Here is an 18,854-nt window from a genome sequence, read left to right as displayed (position 1 = left end):
GGCGTCCGTGCAGAGCCCACGAGGGCGGTGAAACCAGCGCCACCGAGGCGGACACCCGGCGCGGTCCGTGGGTCGCCGGGGCGCGCCCGCCGAGCAGATCCGCTCCACCCCGCCGGTACGGTTGTCGGTCATGCAGCGGTTGGCGCTCTTCGATCTCGACAACACGCTGGTGGACCGTACGGAGGCGTTCCGCCGCTGGGCGGTCGAGTTCTGCGCCGATCACGGGCTGCCGGACGACGAGGTGGCGTGGCTCCTCGCCCGGGATCAAGACGGGTCCGTGCCCCGCGACTGGTTCTTCGGTGAGGTGACGGCGCGGTTCGGACTGGCATCGGCGGACGACACCTGGCGGCGGTACCGACGCCGGATGCCGGAACTGGTGAGCTGCCGCCACGAGGTGCTGAGCGCGCTGAGGCTGCTGCGTGCGGAGGGCTGGACGGTGGCGATCGTGACCAACGGCCAAGCCGACAACCAGTTGGGCAAGATCAGGCGCACCGGGCTGGACCGCTGCGTCGATGCCTGGGCAGTGTCCGGAGAGCTGGGTGTCCGGAAGCCGGCACGCGAGATCTTTGCGGCGGCGGCCCGTGGCTGCGGCCTGGATCTGCGGCACGGTGGCTGGGCGATCGGTGACAGCCCGCTACTCGATGTCGAGGGTGGCCGCGCGGCAGGGCTTGCCACCCTCTGGGTCAGTCGAGGGAAGGAATGGCCGGCGGAACTCGCGCCGCCGGACCGCACCGTCGCGGACGTCGTGGCCGGTGCCGAGGTACTGCGCGGCTGGGACGCCGCCGGGTAGCGGACGAGGAGATCCGCGGGACAGCCATGCTTGGAGGTGGCGATCCAGTCGGCCCCGCCAAACAGCCACGGTTACCACGGAGGCCGGTTTGCGTAGGGTGCTGTCCATCGTCGGGACCGTCTTCGGCCTGATCATCGCGCTGTACTTCATCGTCCGGGCCGTGGTCGAGCCGTTCATCATCGACTTCTCCGACCCGGCCAGCTACCAGGACGACTGGGGCGGGCCGAGCCTGCCAGGCCGGGTATGCCTGCGTCAGCCGTGGGCAGGCGCGGCAGGCGGGCCGTGAACGCTACAGACGGGTTCAGCACATGGTCATGGCGTCCCGGTGCCATTCGCTCCCGAACAGGGCGACGGGATAGCTGACCTCTCTGGTCCGCGCGTCCCCGGTCTCCACCGAGAGCCGCAGCGACAGTGGATCCGACTGGAAGGCGGTCGTGCAGTCGAACCGCAGCTCGACCACGACCTGACCGGTGCCGCCGGCGGGTAGCAGCCGGGAATCCTCGATGCTGCGCAGCACGACGCCGGGCCGCTCCGCGGTGACCCCACGGACGGTGACCGGCGCGGGTCCGGTGTTGACCACCATCAACAGTCCGGACAGTTGGACGGAGCCCTGGACGGACGAGCCGCCCAGGTTGGCCGATCGGGGCACGGCAACCAGCGCGACCACCGCGTTCCGCTCCCGCTGCGCACGCGAGTCCCGCAGCTGGCTGATGCCGACCCCGCCGAGCACGACGCCGGCCACGAAGGCGGCGACGAGCCCCAGGGCGACCTTCCGACCGTCCGTGACGGGGTCGGCGCCCGGCCGCGCCGGCCGCTGGTCCTGGTCGTCCAGGTCGATCATTGGCTGCTCCGCGACATGGCGTGAGCCTAGGGTGCGCCGCGCCGACGCGCGGCCCGCCGCAACGATGGGCCGGCAGCGCGCGGCCTGCCGCAACGGTGAGCGGGCGGCGCACGGCCCGCCGCGACGACCGGGCGGGCTGGGTCAGAGGTGCCCGGTGTCGTTGAAGCACACCAGCGCGGGCGACCGCTCGGTCTCCCACCGCACGATGGTCAGCCCACAGTTGGCCTGGTTGAGGCCCGCCCACCGCCACGTCGGGGCGTCCAGGACATGCCGGACGAACCAGCCGATCACGAAGTTGTGGGTGACCACGAGTTCGTGCCGGTCCTCCGTGCCGACGGCGCCGAGCTGCTCGACGGCGGCCTGCAGGGCGGTGGCGTCCTCGTCCCGCTCCTCCCCCGGCACCCCGTCCAGCCACGGCAGCAGGCGGCTCGGGTAGTCGCCGCGGCGTGCGGCGGAGGGCACCGGCGTACGGTCTGCGGCGAGGTCGCAGGCGTGTCGGGGAACGTCCGGCAGGTAGTCCGCGATCACCTCGGCGGTCTCGGCCGCGCGGGACAGCGGACTGTGGTGGATCGTCGTGAACGGCACGCCCTTGAGCCGGCGGCCGAGCCGATCCGCCTGGGAGCGGCCCAGCGCGGAGAGGCCACCGGGCGCGGAATGGCCGTGCGCCGGATCCTGCTCACCGTGGCGGACCAGGTACAACAGCGTGCGAGCCATCCATGCCCCCTCGTCGGAACCGGCGTTCCGCCCGATCCTGCCAGACCGCGGCGCCGCCGGCGGGGCCGGACGGTCCGCGCTCCGCTCGCGGACCCCTCGACCGCCGTGCAACCTTTCCCGGGCCGGCACCGACATAAGGACGGCAGAGCCCACCGTCCATGCCGTCTGAACAAGGGAGCAGGATGCGGCCCGACCTCGAACGGGACTACGTCGAGTACGTGCAGGCGCGGCTGCCTCGCCTGCACCGCACGGCGTACCTCCTCTGCGCCGACGCGTTCCAGGCCGACGACATCGTCCAGGCGACGCTCACCGCGCTCTACGTCAACTGGAAGCGCGCCACGAGCGCCGACAACCTCGACGGGTACGTGCACCGGATCCTGGTCCGGCGCTACCTGGACGAACGACGGCGCGGGTGGTCCAGGGTGCTGCTCGGCGACCGCCTGCCGGAGGTGTCCGCCCCGGCCGGTCACGACATCGAGGAACGGGACGCGCTGGTGACGGCCTTGCGGGCGTTGCCGAAGGGCCAGCGGGCCGCGGTGGTGCTGCGCTACCTCGACGACCTGTCGATCGAGGCGACTGCGGCGGCCCTCGGCTGTTCGGCGGGGAACGTCAAGAGCCAGTGTTCGCGAGGGCTCGCCGCGCTGCGCGAGGTGCTCGACGGGCGGCATCCGGTCGCGGTCGCAACGGAAGCGAAGGAGCGCTGATGAACGAGGAACAGGAACTGCGGGCCCGGTTCGAGGCGGTGGACGTGCCGCCCAGCCGCCTCGAGGTCGACGCGCTCGTCCGCGCCGGCCGGCGGCGTGTCTTTCGCCACCGCTCGTTTCAGGGGGCCGGCGGCGTGGCGCTGGCGACAGCCGTGCTGCTCGCGGCGCCGTCGATCCTGACCGACGCGGGGGGCGCGCAGCCGGCCGCGGGGCCGGCCGACCCGTCGGCCGCGACCGGTCCGGCCGCCGGGCCTGCCAGGCCGCCGGCTCCGACCGAGCGGGCCGTGCCGGCGTCGGCTGGCGGCGCCAGCCGGGCGCCGACCCGGCCGGGTGTGAGCTGCCCGGTCACGGAACTGCCCGTGCCGCCCGGGATGACCGACGTCGCGGTCGCCGCGGTGGACCCGACCGGCCGGTACGTCGTCGGCAACAGCACGGTCGGCCAGAACTTCCGGCCGGTGCTCTGGACCGACGGGCAGCCGCGGGCGTTGCCGGTGACCGCCGAGTCGATCCAGGCGACCGCCGTCAACCCGGCCGGGGTGGTGGTGGGCCTCGTCCAGGACGGGCCGGTGGAGTACGTCTTCCGCTACGAGAAGGGCCGGTACACGCGGCTGCGCACCCCGGCGGGCAACTGGCACGTGTACCCGAGCCCGGCGATCAACGAGGCCGGCGACATCGTGATCAACGCGGAGCCGAGCGGGAACGTGGGCGGCAAGGGCAGCATCGTGCTGCTGTGGCGGGCGGGCTCGACGGCGGCGCGGAAGCTCCCCCTTCCCCAGGGCGCCAACGCCTTCGCCGTCACCGACGACGGCACGATCGTCGGCGCGATGTACCGCGACGGCACGGCCGTGGCCGGGTACGCCTGGGACCAGCGCGGCAAGGGCCGGAAGCTGGCGGCGCCGGCGGGCGAGAAGGCGGCCGCCTACGCGGCTCGGGGCGGCTGGGCCACGGGTGGCCTGTGGCCGTCGCAGACCGCCGCGCGGTGGGATCTCCGCACCGGCAAGGTCGACCAGCTGAAGACGGCGGGGCCGGGCGACGCGGTCAACGCGGCCGGCTGGGTGGTGGCGCAGGGTTCGCTCCTGAGCGCCGGTGGGACCGTCGGGCTCGACGTGCCGAGCGGGCAGCAAGCGGTCGCGGTCGCGGTGTCCGACACCGGGCTGGTGGTCGGCCAGGCCCGCAGCGACGACGGCGCCGGGTGGCAGAACCTCGGGCCGCGCGCCTGGCGGTGCTGACCCGGCGCCATGCGGTGGCGGGCCGACCCGGCCCGGAGCCCGGCCGGCCGGAAAACGGCGTGATCCGCCGGCCGGGCTCGGCGACCGTCGACGGATGCCCCACCACCGACCGGCGGAGCCGGACATCCAGCGCTACTACACCGAGGTGTTCGCCGAGGCCGACCGGCGGCACGCGACCCCGCGGGGCCGGCTCGAGGCGCGACGCACCCGGGACCTGCTGGCCCGGCTGCTGCCCGACGGCTCGGCCGACGCCACCCTGCTGCTCGGCCCGCTCTACCACCTGACCGGGGCCGCCGACCGGGTGGCCGCGCTGCGCGAGGCGGCCCGGCTCACCCGGCCCGGCGGGCCGGTGGTGGCGGCGGTGATCAGCCGCAACGCGCCGCTGATCGACCTGACCGCCAAGGGCCGGGTGGACCCGGGCAACCGGCCGCTGCTGCGCGCGGCGTACGCCTCCGGGGTCAACGATCCGGAGACGGGCTTCACCACCGCGTACTTCCACGGACCGGAGCAGGTGGTGGCGGAATTCCGGGCGGCCGGCCTGCCCGCGCCCGCGGTGTACGGCGTGGAGGGTCCACTCTGGCCGCTGCTGAACGCGCTCGGCACCGGCCCGGAGGAGCCGCTCTTCGCCGACGCCGTGGTCTGCGCCGAAACCGTCGAGCAGGACCCGGCGGTGTTCGGGACCAGCGCGCACCTGCTCGGGGTGGCGTTCAGCTGACCGGCGGCGGATCGGCACAGCGACGCGCCGCGTACGGTGGGTGACCGATTGTCGGTCGACATGCTATTCTCCGTCGTCGATCTAGGCCGTGCGGACCCGACCGGGTCGCTGCCGGAAGGACCCTCCCCCGATGCCGGTCGTAGCCGCCACGACCTCGCCGCCGACTCCGCTGGACCGGCCGGCCGGCGGCGCGTTCACGTTGATCTTCACCACCCTGCCGGCGCTGCTGCGGCTGACCTGCGGGGTGGCCTGCGGGGTGGCGGCGCTCGCGGTGAGCAGCCCGCCGGTCCGGGTCGCGCTGCTGTTCCCGGCGGTCGCCGCGCTGACCGCCTGGTCCGTCTGGTACGCGGTCCGCGCGTTCCGGCACGGCATCGGCGGCGCGCTGGTGGCCGGGGACGTCGCGCTCACCACCGCGGCCGGGTTGGCGATGCCGTGGCTGGTCGCGCCGGAGGTGCTGCCCGGCGAGGGAAGCTGGATCGCGGTGCTGGCCAGCACCACGGTGATCAACGCCCAGGCCACCGCGCCCGCCCGCTGGTCGGTGCCGGCCGGGTTCCTGGTGACCGCCGGTTACGTCACCGGCGCGACCGCCGCCGGCAACCCGGCGGAGGCCCGCGCGCACGCGGCCACCCTGCTGGTGCAGATCGCCTGCACGGCCGTGATGACCGCGGTGATGCGGCGCCGGCTCGGCCGCGCCGACGCCGCCTTCGCCGACTACCAGCGGCTGGCCCGCGACGCGGTGGTGGCCCGCACCGCCCGGGAGGCGGAGCGGCGCCAGAACCGGGACCTGCACGACACGGTGCTCAGCACGCTGACCATGGTCGGGCTCGGCGCGGTGGCCGGCCCGTCGGCCGGGCTGCGCGAGCGGTGCGCCGCGGACCTGCGCAGCCTCACCGCCCTGGCCGACGCCCGGTCCGCGCCGGCCGGCGGCGCGACGGCCCTGGACGAGCGGCTGCGCGCGGTCCTCGCCCGGCTGCCCGAGCTGCCGGTCACCGCGACGGTGGCGCCGTGCACGGTGCCGGCCGTGGTCGCCGACGCGCTCGCCGAGAGCGCGGCCGCCGCCCTCGCCAACGTGGCGCGGCACGCGGCGGGCGCGCCCGCCGCGCTGCGCCTGGACCGGATCGCGGGGACCGTCGTGGTCGAGGTGGTCGACGACGGGCCGGGCTTCGACCCGGCCACCGTCCCCGCCCACCGGTACGGCCTGCGCGAGTCGATCCACGGCCGGATGTCCACCGTGGGTGGCCGCGCCGTGGTGACCTCCGCCCCTGGCGCCGGCACCCGGATCCGGCTGGAGTGGTCCGGTGGCGACTGATTCCGGCACGGCGCTGACCCCGGCCGTCCCCGCCGGGGCGGCCCGCCGGGGCGTCCTGCGGCCCTGGGGGTCCGCGCCGGGCACGGTGCCGGCCGCCCGGCCCGGGGCCGCGACGGTGGCCAGCGCCGTCGCCGACGCCTCCGACCGGGGCGCCCGGATCGCCGCGGTCACCATCGCGCTGGCCTGGCACCTGGCCATCAGCCTGCCCGGGGTGCTCGGCGCGTGGCCGCGGCTGGCCGCCCCGGTGGTGGTCGGGGCCGGCTGGCTGGTCACCGCCGGGGTCGGCGTGGCGACCGGCGTACGCCTGCTGCGCGGCGGCCCACCCCCGGCCCGGCGGCTCGCCGTGGTGCTGCTGGTGGTCGACGCCGCGGTCTTCGCGGCGGCCGGCGAGGGCGTCCTGTTCACCTCGGCGAACTGGGTGTGGAGCGGGCTCGCCTGGTTCTTCCTGCTGGTGATCTGGCGGCGGCCGGTGGGGTGGCTGCTCATGCTGCTCGGCGCGCACGCGGTGATCGCCCTCGGCGCGGTGCTCGCCCACGGCGCCACCGCCCCGGCCGACCTCACCCGCTACGCCATGTACGTCTACGGCACCTCCTCGCTGCCGGTGGCGGTCTTCGCCGGCGCGGCGGCGCTCGCCGCGCTCGCTAGGGACCGGACCCGTACCGCGGCGGCGGCCGGCGCGGTGGCGGCGGAACGGGTCGCGGCGGAACAGGCCCGCCTGGAACGGCAGGCCCGGCTCGCCCTGGTCAGTGGCACCGCCGAGGAGGTGCTGGCCGCCCTCGCGGCCGGCGACGCCGACCCGGCCGATCCGGAGGTACGCCGCCGGTGCGTGCTGGCCGCGGCCCGGCTGCGCCGGCTGATCGCCGAGGCGGACGACGTGCCGGACCCGCTGCTGCACGAGTTGCGGGCCGCCGCCGACCTGGCCGAACGCAACGGCCTGCCGATCGAGCTGATCGCCGTCGGCACCCCGCCCGCGCTGCCCGTCGAGGTACGCCGGCGGCTGGCCGACCCGCTCACCGCGGCGCTGGCCGCCGCGCGAGACTGGGCCCGGATGACCGTGCTGGCCGGGCCGGACGAGGTGGTGGTCAGCCTGGTCACCCCCGACCACGACGGCCCTGACCCGATCGGTCTCGATCCGCCCCGGGACACCACCTGCCGGCGGGACGACCCACCGGCCGACGGCCCGCAACCGGTCCCGAGCGCCGCCCGCCGGCGCGGCGGCCAGGTCACGGCCGACGGCCCACCCGAACCGGGCGGCAGCGGCCCGGTGGAACACGTGCACGAGCGGGACGGGGAGATCAGATGGACGCAGACGCGGTGGCGGAGGACGTGACCGGCGGACGGCCGATCGGGGTGGCCATCGTGGACGACCATCCGGTGGTGATCGACGGAGTGCGGGCCTGGCTGGCCAGCGAACCGCGGCTGCGGGTGCTGGCCACCGGCGACGATCCGGACGTGGTGCTGCGGGCCGCCCCGGAGGCCGACGTGGTCCTGCTCGACCTGCGGCTGCACGGGCGGATGGTGCTCGACAAGCTGGCCGAGCTGAGCGCCGCCGGGCGGCGGGTGGTGGTCTACTCCGAACACGGCGACCCGGAGACGATGCTCGCCGCGCTGGACGCCGGCGCGGCCGCCTTCCTGGCCAAGCACGAGGGGCGCGAGCACTGCGTGGCGACCGTGCTGGCCGCCGCGACCGACCGCCCGTACGTGCCGCCGACGCTGGCCGGCGCGATGGTCGGTGACCCCCGCCCGGACCGGCCGGCGCTGTCCGACAAGGAACGCGAGGCCCTGCTGCTCTGGTTCCAGTCGATGTCGAAGGCGTCGGTGGCGCGCCGGATGCGGATCAGCGAGCACACCGTGAAGCAGTACGTCGACCGGGCGCGGATTAAGTACACCCGGGCGGGTCGACCGGCCGCCACGAAGGCCGCCCTGCTCGCCCGGGCGATCGAGGACGGGCTCGTCCGGCCGGAGGAGATCGGCATCTACCGGTCACACGCGCAGACCGACCGGCCGACCCCCTAACGGCTGTCATGACAGCGGCTGTCGGGTGGGCGACGCTCGACGTACCGCCGACAGACTCCGGGGAGGTCGTGACCGTGCTGGAGGACGCCGCTCCCTTCTTCATCGGCCCGCACCGCTTCGACGCGGACGACGAGCCGGCCCTTCCCGTGCTCGACCGGCGCTACACGCTGGTCCCCGAGCCGGGCGAACGGGTGCTGGGGCAGCACCAGCTGCGGGTGACCGGGCACCTGCTCGGGCCGACCGAGCGCACCCGTGTCTGGCGACTCCCCTCGCCGGCCACGGTCACCGTGACCGATCGGCGCCTCGCGTACGTCTGCTCCGGGTCGGAGCTGTCCCTGGTCCCCGGGCGGGGCGGCCGGACGGAGGCCCGGCACCGGCGCCCGGCCCGGCTGTCCCGTCTGGTCAGCGGGCAGATCCGCTGGCAGTGGCCGTCCCGGCTGGAGCTGGTCGACGGCCCGGACGGCGGAGTCGAGCTGCTGGTGGTGTGCGACGCGCTGCGCACGATCCGGCAGCCGGCGCTGGCGCTCACCGGCCCGGTCGCCCAGATCGGCCCGCTCTTCCGGCAGGTACGCCGCGCGGTGGCCACCTTCCGGCTGGTGCACGCCGAGCTGGTGGACCTCTCCCCGCCGGAGCGGGACGCCCTGCTGAGCCGGGTCGACGCGGCCGGGCCGGCCCGCGGCGCGGTGACCCTGCCCGGCGCGCTGCCGGTGGAGTTCCTGTCCCGGGACGACTACTACCGCCCGGCGGCGCAGGAGTCGCCGGCCTGGGCCCGCCCGGGGTCCCCGGCCCGGGACCGTCCCGGTTCGGCCTGCTGACCCCGCCCCGACCGGTCAGGTCCGGGGCCGGGGTCGGCCGTCAGGAGGCGCTGGAGGTGCGCCGGCCCGCCCGGTCCAGCTCGGCGGCCCGCTCGGGGGTGGGCGCGGTGCCACCCAGGTGGGCCGGCTGCCACCAGGCGTCGTCCGGGCCGGCCGGCTGCTCCGGGTAGTCCCGCTGCGCCTGGTCGACCAGCGCGGTGAGCCGGCTGCGCAACGCGGCGGTCATCGCGTTCGCGTCCGGGTGCTCGGCCGGGTCCATCGGCTCGCCGACCAGGATGGTGATCGGGGTGTGCCGCCGGGTCAGGGTGCGCGGCCGGCCCTTGGTCCAGAGGCGCTGGGTGCCCCAGAGCGCGACCGGCAGCAGCGGCACGCCGGCCTCCTGGGCCATCCGGGCCGCCCCGTTCTTGAGGTCCTTGACGGTGAAGGAGCGGCTGATGGTCGCCTCGGGGAAGACGCCGACCACCTCGCCCCGGCGCAGCGCGCTGACCGCCGTGGCGTACGAGCCGGCGCCGGCCGACCGGTTCACCGGGATGTGCTTCATGCCGCGCATCAGCGGGCCGGAGATCTTGTGCCGGAAGACGGCGTCCTTGGCCATGAAGCGGACCAGCCGGCGGGACTCGTGCGCGCCGTACCCGCAGAAGATGAAGTCCAGGTAGCTGACGTGGTTGCTGGCCAGCACGGCGCCGCCGGTGCGCGGCACGTGGTGGCTGCCCCGCACGTCGAGGCGCAGGTCGAGGATCCGGAACATCGTCTTGGCGGCGGTGATCACGGGCGGGTACACGAGTTCCGACATCCACCAACTTTACCCCGAGTAGGTTACGGGACCGTAGGGGCGAGCTGCGTTCCTCGACACCGTCCTGCCGGCCGGCGGGGCCGACTACGGTGCAAGGCATGCCCGAGCTCGCCTCGATCGTGATCCACTGCCGCGACCCCTACCTGCTCGCCCCGTTCTGGAGCGTGGTGACCGGCCTGCCCGTGGTCGACGAGGACCGGGTGAAGCTCGCCGAGCGCTCCCTCGACCCGGACGAGGCGGTGCTGCTGCGTGACCCGGGCGGGCGCCGCCCGGACGTCTGGCTCACGCCCGTCGCGCTGCTGCCCGGCCCGGGCCGGATCCACCTCGACCTGGTCGGCGACGCCGAGGAGCGGGCCGCCGTGCTGGAGGCGGGCGCCACGGTGGTCCGCGAATTGCCCCGCTGGACCGTGCTGGCGGACCCGGAGGGCAACGAGTTCTGCCTGATCCCGCGCAACGAGCCGGACCCACGACCAGCGGACTGACCGTCCCGGGGCGCCACCGACCCGGCGGCACCCCACGACCCGCGGCACCCCACGACCCGCACCGCCCCACGACCGGCGGCGCCCCACGACCAGCGCCACGACCGGCCAGCCCGGGTCAGCCGTCGAGCTTGTCCAGGTCCAGCCGGCCCCGCGCGAAGGCGTCCACCCGGCCCCACCGGCCCGGGATGTCCAGCACCTCGATCCGTCCCATGCCGATCGGCAGCCGCGGGTCGACGGCCAGGTGCCCCTCGTGCGGCTCGAGCCCCAGCATGGTCCGCAGCAGCAGCAGCGGCGCCCCCGTCGACCAGGCCTGCGGGCTGCACGCCGTCGGGTACTCGACGGGGAACTTCGTCAGCTCCCGCTGGTAGCCGCCGAACGCCTCCGGCAGCCGGCCGTCGAAGTACCGCGCCGCGTCCAGGATGCCGCTGGCGATCTGGGCCGCCTCCTCGGTGAAGCCGTACCGGCGCAGGCCCCAGGCGATGAAGGAGTTGTCGAACGGCCAGATCGTGCCGTTGTGGTAGCCGATCGGGTTGTAGCGGATCTCGCCCTCGGCCAGCGTCCGCACCCCCCAGCCGGACCAGAGCCGGGGCCCGACCAGGTGCTCGGCGATCTGGGCGGCCCGATCGTCGGCCACGATCCCGCTCCAGAGCAGGTGCCCGATGTTGGAGCTGAGCACGTCGCACTGCCGGCCGTCGGGGTCCAGCGCCAGGGCGTAGTAGCCGCGGTCGGCGACCCACCAGTCGCGGTTGAACCGTTCCTTGAGCGCCGCCGCCTCCCGCTCCAACTGCTCGGCGTACGCCGGGTCGTCCCAGAACTCCCGGGCCAGCCGGGCGGCGCGCATCTTCGCGTCGTACGCGTATCCCTGGACCTCGCAGGTGGCGCGCGGGAACGGCGGCAGCGTGCCGTCGGCGTACGAGATGGAGTCCCAGGAGTCCTTCCAGCACTGGTTCTCCAGGCCGGTGTCGGTGTTGCGGCGCTCGTACCAGATGTAGCCGTTGCCGAGCAGGTCGGCGTAGGTGTCCACCCAGCGCAGCGCGGCCCGGCACTCCTGCTCCAACTCCTTGACCAGCGCGACGTCCCCGGTCCACCTCTCGTACTCGTCGAGCAGCACCACGAACAGCGGCGTGGCGTCCACCGAGCCGTAGTACGGCGAGTGCGGCTGTTCCTCGAAGGCAGACGTCTCCCCGTAGCGCATCTCGTGCAGGATCCGGCCCGGGTCCTCGTCCCGGAAGTCGTCGAACCGGGTACCCTGGAGGGCGCCGAGTACGCGCAGCGTGGTCTTGGACAGGTCGGGCGTGAACGGCAGCACCTGCAGGCAGGTGAGGATGCTGTCCCGGCCGAACATGGTCATGAACCAGGGCAGGCCGGCGGCGGGGAGGGTCTGGCCGCCGAGGGAGAGCGGCGAGAAGCGCAGCGCCGCCAGGTCGATCAGGCTGCGCCGGTACGTCGAGCCCAGCTCGATGTGCTCGGTGTTCACCTTCGGCGCCCGGCGGATCCACTCCTCCAGGTCGTGCTGGAGCGCCGACCGCTCGCCGCCGTGCGCCCGCAGTCCCATCCGCAGGTCCCGGCCACCCGGTCCGACGGCGAACGTCTGCACGTCGATGGCGGTGTCCCACTGCTCGTTGGGCTCCAGCCGGATGCTGTACGCGAAGCCGTTGCGGTCGTACCGGGCCGGCTCGGAGGACGAGATGACGGTTTCCCGCTTGAAGTTGCCGCGCCGGTAACCCAGCCGCAGCTTGTCCGGCTCGGCCTGGCTGTAGATCTCGCCCTTCTTGTTGAGGATCTCGTCCTTGACCTGGAAGAGGTCGGCGAAGTCGGAGGCGGCGTCCATCCGGATCTCCAGCTCGACCGGCTTCTCGTCGTGGTTGAGGATGGTCAGCCGCTCCCGGAAGCTGCCGCCGACGGCCCGCTCCCGGATGATCGACAGCTTGGCGTCCACGTAGTGCGTGGCCATGCCGGGCACCAGGAAGAAGCGCGCCTCGTAGTACTGGAGGTCGTCGTAGGAGAGGGCGTTGAGTCGCTCACCGTTGACCGTCAGCACCCACTTGGACAGGAAGCGGGTGTCGATGGAGAAGAGCCCGGTCGGCTCGGTCGGGGTGGCCTCGATGTCGCCGGTGTCCTCGGACACCACGAAGGTGTTGCCGTCGAGGATCCGGATCGTGTTCGTGTCCGCCATCAGCGGGCCTCCTCTCGGAACGCGTGGTGCGGACCCTGGGAGTCCGGCGGGCCGGGAAAGAGCCGCTCGACCTGGAGCACCAGGCGCAGGTCGCCGGTGACGGTCATGTCCCCGCGCAGCAGCGCGGCGATGGCGTTCTCCTCGCCGGTGACCAGTTCGCCGAAGAGCCGCGGATCGGCACCGACCACCGTGTCCGCCTCCTGGTCCTGCTGCCGGACCCGGAGCTTGCCCCGATCGATCTCCAGCAGCCAGTGCGTCGTGTGCGCCCCCTCGTGCAGGTCGAACCGCAGGGTGCCGGCGGTCTTCGCCAGCAGGGGCTCGTACCCCCGCCGGTCCATCTCCTCGAAGAACCTCGTGGTCGCGTCCAGCATCGGGTCCACTCCTCCCGCGATCCGCGGCGTTCGACGTCGGAGAAGGGGTCCCCGCCGGGCCCGGCGTCAACCTCGCCCGGTTGGGGTGAGCTGGTCGGGGTGCGCGGCCGGGCCGCTCCCACCCGGGCGGACGGCACGCGAACGCCGGCCCCCGAACCGGGGGCCGGCGTCATCGCGGCGGGTCAGCTCAGTTGTTCGGATCGTCGGCGCTGATGTCGGCCAGCACCGACTGGGGCTCCCGCTCCACGGCCAGGTCACCCACCGAGACCAGCCCGATCAGCCGGCCGTCGTCGACCACCGGCAGCCGGCGGACCGCGTACGTCCGCATCAGGTCGGCGGCGGCCACCGCGTCGTCGTACTGGCTGACCGTCACCACGTCCTTGCTGGTGATCTCATTGAGCCGGGTGGTGTTCGGGTCCAGGCTCTCGGCGACGCCCCGTACCGTGATGTCCCGGTCCGTGACGATGCCGACCACGTTGTCGCCGTCGGTCACCACCACGTCGCCGATGGCGCTGTTGCGCATCTCCTGGGCCGCGGCGGTCAGGGTGTCGTTGCCGTCCATCGTCACCAGCCGGGTCGTCATGAATTCTCCGACCGTTGTCATGGTGCTCCCCTCTCGGTGTCGGCACCGCCGTCTACCCGCCGCCCGGGGCGGGGTAACCGTCCCGGGCTCACCGCTGGCGCGGGCCGCGCGGAGGTGCACCGACGCCGGCCACGGCGCCGGGCGGGGTCAGCGGCGCTCGGCGGCGACCAGTTCGGCGAGCTGCACGGCGTTGAGCGCGGCGCCCTTGCGCAGGTTGTCGTTGGCGCAGAACAGGGCCAGGCCGTGCTCGGCGGTCTCGTCGGCCCGGATCCGCCCGACGTACGTCGGGTCCTGACCGGCGGCCTGCAGCGGGGTCGGCACGTCGGAGAGCGCCACGCCGGGCGCGCCGTCGAGCAGCTCGCGGGCCCGCTCGGGGCTGATCGGCCGGGCGAAACGCGCGTTGATCTGCAGCGAGTGGCCGGTGAAGACCGGCACCCGCACGCAGGTGCCGGAGACCTTGAGGTCCGGGATCTCGAGGATCTTGCGGCTCTCGTTGCGCAGCTTCTGCTCCTCGTCGGTCTCGAAGGAGCCGTCGTCCACGATCGAACCGGCGAGCGGGAGCACGTTGAAGGCGATCGGCCGGGCGAAGGAGCGCGGCGCGGGGAACTCCACGGCCGACCCGTCGAAGGTGAGCCCGGTGGCGTGCTCGGCCACCTTGCGGACCTGCTCGTCCAGCTCGGCCACCCCGGCCAGGCCGGCGCCGGAGACCGCCTGGTAGGTGGCGACCACGAGGCCGACCAGCCCGGCCTCCCGGTGCAGCGGGCGCAGCACCGGCATCGCGGCCATGGTGGTGCAGTTGGGGTTGGCCAGGATGCCCTTGGGGCGCTCGGCGATGGCGTGTGGGTTGACCTCGGCGACCACCAGCGGCACCGCCGGGTCCATCCGGAACGCCGACGAGTTGTCGATGACGACCGCGCCGGCCTCGGCGACCCGGGGGGCCAGCTCCCGGGCGGTGCCCTTACCGGCGGAGAAGAGCGCGATGTCCAGGCCGCGGTAGTCCGCGGTGGCCGCGTCCTCGACGGTGACCTCGCCGTCGCGCCAGGGCAGCGTGCGCCCGGCCGATCGGGCCGAGGCGAACAGCCGCAGCTCCTCCACCGGGAAGCCGCGCTCCGCCAGCACCTGCCGCATCACGCCACCGACCTGGCCGGTGGCCCCCACAATGCCGATCCTCATGCCCGCGAGGCTACCCAGCGGGGCGGCCGGACCGGGAACGCTTTCCCACCGCCCGGGCCGCTCGGGCGCGTCCGGGGCCGGCGCCGGCCGGGCGCGGCACCGGCAACGATCGGGCGGCCGGAGCGCGGCGCCCGGAAGATCGCCCGCGGCCGGCCGGTCCGGCCGCAGCATCCACGGCCGCGACCGGCCGGCCCCGACCATCCGACGCGACCAGGATCACACGTCAGGCGGTGTGGTCGATCACCTCGCCGAGCCCGGCGGCGACCAGCTCGTCGCGGATGACCGCCGCGTCGCCCTCGACCACCAGGGTGAGCGAGTCCGGGTGCAGGTGCGCCGCGGCCGCCGCGGACACCTCCTCGACGGTCGCGGCGAGCAGCGCCTCCCGCAGCCGGGCGTGGTAGTCGTCCGGCAGGTCGTGCACCACGAGCGTGGTCAACGCCGACGCGATCGCCCGCGGGCTCTGCAGCTCGACCGAGAGCTGGCCGGCCCGCCAGGACCGGGCCACCGTCAGCTCGTCCTCGGTCACCCCGGTCAACTGGGTACGCGACACCTCGCCGACCGCCTCGACCAGCGCCGGCGCGGTCACCGCGGTCTGCACCCCCGAGCTGATCCCGAACCGTCCGAACCGGCGGGACGAGGCGAAGTCACCGCGGATGCCGTACGTGTAGCCGCGCACCTCCCGGATCAGGTGGTTGAGCCGGGAGGTGAACGCCCCACCGAGCACCGTCCCGGCGAGCGTCATCGGCACGTGGTCCGGGTGGGCGCGGTGCGGCGACGGGTGGCCGAGCCGGAGCGTGGACTGCACCGAGCCGGGCCGGTCGACCAGGATGACCTTGCGCCGGCCGGCGAGCGGCACCTCGATCGGCTCGCCCTTCACCACCGGACCGCCGCCGCTGCCCGCGAACACCGTGGCGGCGAGCGCGTCCAGGTCGATCCGGTCCAGGTCGCCGGCGACGATCAGGGTGCCCGGCCGGATGAACCACTCGGAGTGGAAGACGGTCACGTCGTCCACGTCCAGGGCCGCGACGCTCTCCGGGTCGCCGTACATCGGCCGGCCCCAGCGGTTGTCGGCACCGAACAGGTCGGCCCGGAGCACCGCGTCGGCCCGGGGGCCCGGGTTGGCCCAGTCCATCCGCAGCGCGGTGGCCTCGTCGTCGCGGACCCGCAGCACGTCGGCCGGGTCGAGCCGGGGCGTCCGGACGGCCTCGGCGAGCAGCGCGACCGCGGCGCTCAGCCGGTCCACCGGGACCTGCGCGCTGACCTGGAACGAGTCCCAGTCCAGCCCGGTCACCAGCTCGGTGCCGAGCGCCTCGATGGCCAGCGCGTACGCGGTGCCGTCCCGCTGCGCGGTGCCCTCCTCCAGGGCCTTGGCGAGCACCCCGCCGAGCCCCTCCTTGCCGACCGGCTCCCGCCCGGCGCCGGCGTCGAGGAGCAGCAGCGCGACGGCCAGATTCTGCCCGGGCAGGTGCGCGGCGACGACCTGGCCGCCGGCCGCGCTGCGGCGGACGACCTGCGGGAACCGGTACGGTCGGGCCGCGCCCGGGCCGGGGCGGGTGGCGATCAACGTCATCGGGGCTTCCTCTCGTTCGCGGCCGCCGGGCTCGCCTGCGGGCCGCGTCGCGTCGCCGGGGCGCGTCGCTCGGCGCCCGCGCTCACCGGTTCTCCTCGGGCAGGTAGGTCAGGGTCGCCCGGTCGGCCGCGCCGAGCAGCTCGGCGGCCTGCTCGGCGATCTGCTCGGCGGTGACCGCGAGCCAGCCGGGCAGCCGCTCACCGATCTTCGCCGGGTCACCGAACTGGGTGGCGTACCGGCCGAGCACGTCGGCGCGGCCGTCCACCGTGGACATGTGCCGCCACCACTGGGTGCTCAGCAGCGCCTTGGCCCGGTCCAGCTCGGCGGCGGTCACCGGCACGGTGGTCAGCTCGTCGACGACCTCGGCCAGCCCGGCGCGCAGCCGTTCGGCGTCCACCCCGGGGCGGGCGGTCGCGGTGGCGATCAGCGGGGCCGGCGCGTACGCCAGGTCCACCCCGTACGCCCCGACCAGGTCCGGCTGGGCGATCCGTTCGCCGTCGGCGAGCCGCTGGTAGAGGCGGCTGCCCCGGCCGGTGCCCAGGACGGTGGCCAGCACGGTGGTCACGTCGTACCCGGGGGTGCCGTAGGGGTGGGTGCGGTGCGCGATGTACACGCGGGGCGCGGGCACGTCGGCGACGACGGTCTCCGTGGCGGGTTGCCCGGTCGGCGGCACGCTGCGCCCGTCCGGCGCGGCGGGGATCTCCGCACGCGCCGGGATGGCCCCGAAGTACTTCTCGGCCAGCGCGAACACCTCGGCCGCCGGGGCGTCGCCGACGACGGTGAGCACCGCGTTGTTCGGCGCGTAGTAGGTGGTGTGGAAGGCCTGGAAGGTGGCCAGGTCGGCGGCGTTCAGGTCGGCCATCGAACCGATGGTGGCGTGATGGTAGGGGTGGCCGGGCGGGTAGAGCAGCGGGAGCAGCCGCAGCCAGGCGTCGCCGTACGGGACGTTCTCGTAGCGTTGGCGGCGCTCGTTCTTCACCACGTCGCGCTGGTTGTCCAGCGTCTCCTGGGTCAGCGCCGGCACCAGGCCGCCCATCCGGTCGGCCTCCAGCCAGAGCGCCAGCTCCAGGTGCTCGGCCGGGACGGTCTCGAAGTAGTTGGTCCGGTCCGGGTTGGTGGTGGCGTTCAGCGAGCCGCCGGAGCCCTGGATCAGCTTCATGTGCTCGGTCTTCGCGACGTTCACCGAGCCTTCGAACATCAGGTGCTCGAAGAGGTGGGCGAAGCCGGTCTGTCCGTCGGGTTCGTGCCGGGAACCCACGTCGTACCAGAGGTTGACCGCGACCGCCGGCGCGGTGCGGTCCTCGCTCACCACCACCCGCAGGCCGTTGTCCAGTCGGGTGGTCTCGATCGGCCAGGGGTAACCGCTGTCGGGCATGGCACCGACGCTATCCGATCTCGCGGGCGGAAAGGGGACACGTGGGAGCATCGTCGGCCCGTGCCGGGGTACCCGCCCAGCATGCCCACCCCCACCTCCGCCGCCCGTCCGCTGCGGGCCGCGGCGCGCCGCCGGGCCGGCGCGGCCGTCGAGCGGGCGGCCGCCGCGCTGGCCCGCCGCCGGCACGCCCGGCTGCTGCATCCGGCCGGCCGCACGTTCGCCGGCGAGGTCCTCGTCTGGGGTACGCCCGGCCCGCCCACCGGGATCGACCTGCTCGACCGGCCCGGCCGCTGGCCGGCCACGGTACGGCTCTCCAAGGGGGTGCCCACCCCGGGGAGCTGGCCCGACGTGCTCGGCCTGGCGGTGCGGCTGCACCGGGACCCGGAGCCGCCGGTGGACCTGCTGGTCAGCTCCAGCGGCGCGGCGCCGGTGCTGCGCCACCTGCCGCTGCCCCGGCGCCGCTTCACCGGGACGTACACCTCGATCATGTCGTTCCGGGCCGGCCGGCGGCGGCTCTACCTGGCCGCGCTGGCCGACCCGGAGTCGCCGGAGCTGGGCCGCGACCTCGCCGGCGTCGCCGCGACGGTCGCCACCGACCAGCCCCGGCTGGTGCTCGCGGTGGCCTCGGCGGCCGGACCCTGGCGGCTCTTCGGCGAGGTACGCCTGGACCGCCGGCGCGGCGCCCGGGAGGACGCCGCGCTGGCCTTCGATCCGATCGGTAACGCGCCTCCGGGGCTGCGCGTCGGGGGCCTGCTGGGCTGGCTGCGGAACACCAGCTACCGGGGCTCGCGGCGGGCCCGGGGCGCGAGCGCTCAGTCGGGCGGCTCGACCGGGGTCACGGTCTGATCGGAGGTGCGGTGCTCCAGCACCGTGTCGGGCGCGACGTTGCGGTGCTCCAGCACCGTGTCGGGCGCGACGTTGCGGTCCTCCTCCCGGATGTCCGATTCGGTGAGGATCGCGTCGGCCTGGGCCTCGGGATCGTCGCTGCCCGCCGCCGCCTCCTCGGGCAGCAGGTGGGCGCGGGACTCGATGCGCTCCTGGTCGCTCTGCTCGTGCGTCATGCCGTTCCCCATACCCCCGCCGGCCCGGCCCGGAACGACCCGGGCGGCGCGGGGGCCGCGTCGGGCCCGCGTCCCAGCATCCGATACCGGTGGCCGGTGTGACCGCCGACGGGGTGAGCGGGGCCGTCGCGTCGGGT

The 18,854-nt window shown here is 74.8% G+C and carries 21 protein-coding genes; 11 read left to right on the top strand and 10 right to left on the bottom strand.

The features are described from left to right. The first annotated feature begins 130 nt into the window (after nt 1–130). Both AB0I11_RS13530 and AB0I11_RS13525 read left to right on the top strand, forming a co-directional pair. A complete protein-coding gene (locus tag AB0I11_RS13530) occupies nt 131–790 on the top strand; it encodes an HAD family hydrolase (protein ID WP_357318531.1) in 660 nt (219 codons plus the stop codon). A gap of 97 nt (nt 791–887) precedes the next feature. Continuing rightward, complete coding sequence (locus AB0I11_RS13525; RefSeq protein ID WP_357318745.1) at nt 888–1,076, top strand: hypothetical protein; 189 nt, start codon at nt 888–890, stop codon at nt 1,074–1,076. A 15-nt stretch (nt 1,077–1,091) separates the two neighbouring features. On the opposite strand, the gene AB0I11_RS13520 is transcribed toward AB0I11_RS13525, so the two are convergent. Continuing rightward, nucleotides 1,092–1,631, bottom strand: a complete 540-nt coding sequence (locus tag AB0I11_RS13520; protein WP_357318528.1) for a hypothetical protein — start codon at nt 1,629–1,631, stop codon at nt 1,092–1,094. Nucleotides 1,632–1,772: 141 nt separating this feature from the next. Further along, entirely contained in the window at nt 1,773–2,345 is a 573-nt protein-coding gene (locus tag AB0I11_RS13515) for a histidine phosphatase family protein (RefSeq protein WP_357318525.1), read from the bottom strand. A 182-nt stretch (nt 2,346–2,527) separates the two neighbouring features. On the opposite strand from AB0I11_RS13515, the gene AB0I11_RS13510 reads away from it, so the two are divergent. From AB0I11_RS13510 to AB0I11_RS13480, 7 genes are all read left to right on the top strand, one after another. After that, nucleotides 2,528–3,049, top strand: a complete 522-nt coding sequence (locus AB0I11_RS13510) for a SigE family RNA polymerase sigma factor (RefSeq protein WP_357318522.1) — start codon at nt 2,528–2,530, stop codon at nt 3,047–3,049. Then, complete coding sequence (locus AB0I11_RS13505) at nt 3,049–4,278, top strand: hypothetical protein (protein WP_357318519.1); 1,230 nt, start codon at nt 3,049–3,051, stop codon at nt 4,276–4,278. The genes AB0I11_RS13510 and AB0I11_RS13505 overlap by 1 nt, the downstream gene beginning before the upstream one ends. 94 nt (nt 4,279–4,372) lie before the next feature. Next, complete coding sequence (locus AB0I11_RS13500; RefSeq protein ID WP_357318516.1) at nt 4,373–4,993, top strand: class I SAM-dependent methyltransferase; 621 nt, start codon at nt 4,373–4,375, stop codon at nt 4,991–4,993. 130 nt (nt 4,994–5,123) lie between these two features. Then, entirely contained in the window at nt 5,124–6,302 is a 1,179-nt protein-coding gene (locus tag AB0I11_RS13495) for an ATP-binding protein (protein WP_357318512.1), read from the top strand. Nucleotides 6,303–6,387: 85 nt separating this feature from the next. Beyond that, nucleotides 6,388–7,632, top strand: a complete 1,245-nt coding sequence (locus tag AB0I11_RS13490; protein WP_357318742.1) for a hypothetical protein — start codon at nt 6,388–6,390, stop codon at nt 7,630–7,632. Further along, nucleotides 7,602–8,318: a response regulator transcription factor gene (locus AB0I11_RS13485; protein WP_357318509.1), complete on the top strand. Its 717-nt coding sequence runs from the start codon at nt 7,602–7,604 to the stop codon at nt 8,316–8,318. Before AB0I11_RS13490 ends, AB0I11_RS13485 begins: the two co-directional genes overlap by 31 nt. A gap of 74 nt (nt 8,319–8,392) precedes the next feature. Continuing rightward, nucleotides 8,393–9,133: a hypothetical protein gene (locus tag AB0I11_RS13480; protein ID WP_357318739.1), complete on the top strand. Its 741-nt coding sequence runs from the start codon at nt 8,393–8,395 to the stop codon at nt 9,131–9,133. Between the two features lie 40 nt (nt 9,134–9,173). Here the strand turns inward: AB0I11_RS13480 and AB0I11_RS13475 are convergent, their stop codons facing one another. Further along, entirely contained in the window at nt 9,174–9,926 is a 753-nt protein-coding gene (locus AB0I11_RS13475) for a lysophospholipid acyltransferase family protein (protein ID WP_357318506.1), read from the bottom strand. Between the two features lie 98 nt (nt 9,927–10,024). Between AB0I11_RS13475 and AB0I11_RS13470 the strand changes: the two genes are divergently transcribed. Further along, on the top strand, nt 10,025–10,408 hold the full coding sequence (locus tag AB0I11_RS13470; RefSeq protein ID WP_357318501.1) for a VOC family protein: 384 nt from the start codon (nt 10,025–10,027) through the stop codon (nt 10,406–10,408). Nucleotides 10,409–10,523: 115 nt separating this feature from the next. Here the strand turns inward: AB0I11_RS13470 and AB0I11_RS13465 are convergent, their stop codons facing one another. From AB0I11_RS13465 to AB0I11_RS13440, 6 genes are all read right to left on the bottom strand, one after another. Continuing rightward, nucleotides 10,524–12,584 carry a glycogen debranching N-terminal domain-containing protein gene (locus AB0I11_RS13465; RefSeq protein WP_357318498.1) on the bottom strand — a complete coding sequence of 687 codons (2,061 nt, stop codon included), beginning with the start codon at nt 12,582–12,584 and terminating at the stop codon, nt 10,524–10,526. Further along, nucleotides 12,584–12,955 carry an SCP2 sterol-binding domain-containing protein gene (locus AB0I11_RS13460; protein ID WP_357318495.1) on the bottom strand — a complete coding sequence of 124 codons (372 nt, stop codon included), beginning with the start codon at nt 12,953–12,955 and terminating at the stop codon, nt 12,584–12,586. The genes AB0I11_RS13465 and AB0I11_RS13460 overlap by 1 nt, the downstream gene beginning before the upstream one ends. Before the next feature lie 187 nt (nt 12,956–13,142). Further along, nucleotides 13,143–13,559, bottom strand: coding sequence for a CBS domain-containing protein (locus AB0I11_RS13455; RefSeq protein WP_357318492.1), 417 nt, complete (start codon nt 13,557–13,559; stop codon nt 13,143–13,145). 126 nt (nt 13,560–13,685) lie between these two features. After that, nucleotides 13,686–14,711 carry an aspartate-semialdehyde dehydrogenase gene (locus AB0I11_RS13450; RefSeq protein ID WP_357318489.1) on the bottom strand — a complete coding sequence of 342 codons (1,026 nt, stop codon included), beginning with the start codon at nt 14,709–14,711 and terminating at the stop codon, nt 13,686–13,688. A 223-nt stretch (nt 14,712–14,934) separates the two neighbouring features. After that, a complete protein-coding gene (locus AB0I11_RS13445) occupies nt 14,935–16,281 on the bottom strand; it encodes a pitrilysin family protein (RefSeq protein WP_357318486.1) in 1,347 nt (448 codons plus the stop codon). Between the two features lie 82 nt (nt 16,282–16,363). Then, nucleotides 16,364–17,656 carry a pitrilysin family protein gene (locus AB0I11_RS13440; protein WP_357318483.1) on the bottom strand — a complete coding sequence of 431 codons (1,293 nt, stop codon included), beginning with the start codon at nt 17,654–17,656 and terminating at the stop codon, nt 16,364–16,366. Nucleotides 17,657–17,737: 81 nt separating this feature from the next. Here AB0I11_RS13440 and AB0I11_RS13435 point away from each other — a divergent pair, with 81 nt between their 5' ends. Then, on the top strand, nt 17,738–18,502 hold the full coding sequence (locus AB0I11_RS13435) for a phosphodiesterase (RefSeq protein WP_357318481.1): 765 nt from the start codon (nt 17,738–17,740) through the stop codon (nt 18,500–18,502). Here AB0I11_RS13435 and AB0I11_RS13430 read toward each other — a convergent pair. Further along, on the bottom strand, nt 18,469–18,717 hold the full coding sequence (locus tag AB0I11_RS13430) for a hypothetical protein (protein ID WP_357318478.1): 249 nt from the start codon (nt 18,715–18,717) through the stop codon (nt 18,469–18,471). The two genes, AB0I11_RS13435 and AB0I11_RS13430, sit on opposite strands and share 34 nt — an antisense overlap. Nucleotides 18,718–18,854 lie beyond the last annotated feature (137 nt).

The sequence above is a fragment of the Micromonospora sp. NPDC050495 genome (assembly GCF_040655175.1).
GTDB lineage: Bacteria > Actinomycetota > Actinomycetes > Mycobacteriales > Micromonosporaceae > Micromonospora.
The sequence above is the reverse complement of the archived record's forward strand: the minus strand, read 5'-3'. Positions and strand labels throughout refer to the sequence as shown.

Excerpts from the sequence above, each read along its gene's own strand:
- AB0I11_RS13530 (WP_357318531.1), top strand. The coding sequence starts at position 131 with ATGCAGCGGTTGGCGCTCTTCGATCTCGACAACACGCTGGTGGACCGT.
- AB0I11_RS13520 (WP_357318528.1), bottom strand. The coding sequence starts at position 1,631 with ATGATCGACCTGGACGACCAGGACCAGCGGCCGGCGCGGCCGGGCGCC.
- AB0I11_RS13515 (WP_357318525.1), bottom strand. The coding sequence starts at position 2,345 with ATGGCTCGCACGCTGTTGTACCTGGTCCGCCACGGTGAGCAGGATCCG.
- AB0I11_RS13510 (WP_357318522.1), top strand. The coding sequence starts at position 2,528 with ATGCGGCCCGACCTCGAACGGGACTACGTCGAGTACGTGCAGGCGCGG.
- AB0I11_RS13505 (WP_357318519.1), top strand. The coding sequence starts at position 3,049 with ATGAACGAGGAACAGGAACTGCGGGCCCGGTTCGAGGCGGTGGACGTG.
- AB0I11_RS13500 (WP_357318516.1), top strand. The coding sequence starts at position 4,373 with ATGCCCCACCACCGACCGGCGGAGCCGGACATCCAGCGCTACTACACC.
- AB0I11_RS13495 (WP_357318512.1), top strand. The coding sequence starts at position 5,124 with ATGCCGGTCGTAGCCGCCACGACCTCGCCGCCGACTCCGCTGGACCGG.
- AB0I11_RS13485 (WP_357318509.1), top strand. The coding sequence starts at position 7,602 with ATGGACGCAGACGCGGTGGCGGAGGACGTGACCGGCGGACGGCCGATC.
- AB0I11_RS13475 (WP_357318506.1), bottom strand. The coding sequence starts at position 9,926 with ATGTCGGAACTCGTGTACCCGCCCGTGATCACCGCCGCCAAGACGATG.
- AB0I11_RS13470 (WP_357318501.1), top strand. The coding sequence starts at position 10,025 with ATGCCCGAGCTCGCCTCGATCGTGATCCACTGCCGCGACCCCTACCTG.
- AB0I11_RS13465 (WP_357318498.1), bottom strand. The coding sequence starts at position 12,584 with ATGGCGGACACGAACACGATCCGGATCCTCGACGGCAACACCTTCGTG.
- AB0I11_RS13460 (WP_357318495.1), bottom strand. The coding sequence starts at position 12,955 with ATGCTGGACGCGACCACGAGGTTCTTCGAGGAGATGGACCGGCGGGGG.
- AB0I11_RS13455 (WP_357318492.1), bottom strand. The coding sequence starts at position 13,559 with ATGACAACGGTCGGAGAATTCATGACGACCCGGCTGGTGACGATGGAC.
- AB0I11_RS13450 (WP_357318489.1), bottom strand. The coding sequence starts at position 14,711 with ATGAGGATCGGCATTGTGGGGGCCACCGGCCAGGTCGGTGGCGTGATG.
- AB0I11_RS13445 (WP_357318486.1), bottom strand. The coding sequence starts at position 16,281 with ATGACGTTGATCGCCACCCGCCCCGGCCCGGGCGCGGCCCGACCGTAC.
- AB0I11_RS13440 (WP_357318483.1), bottom strand. The coding sequence starts at position 17,656 with ATGCCCGACAGCGGTTACCCCTGGCCGATCGAGACCACCCGACTGGAC.
- AB0I11_RS13435 (WP_357318481.1), top strand. The coding sequence starts at position 17,738 with ATGCCCACCCCCACCTCCGCCGCCCGTCCGCTGCGGGCCGCGGCGCGC.
- AB0I11_RS13430 (WP_357318478.1), bottom strand. The coding sequence starts at position 18,717 with ATGACGCACGAGCAGAGCGACCAGGAGCGCATCGAGTCCCGCGCCCAC.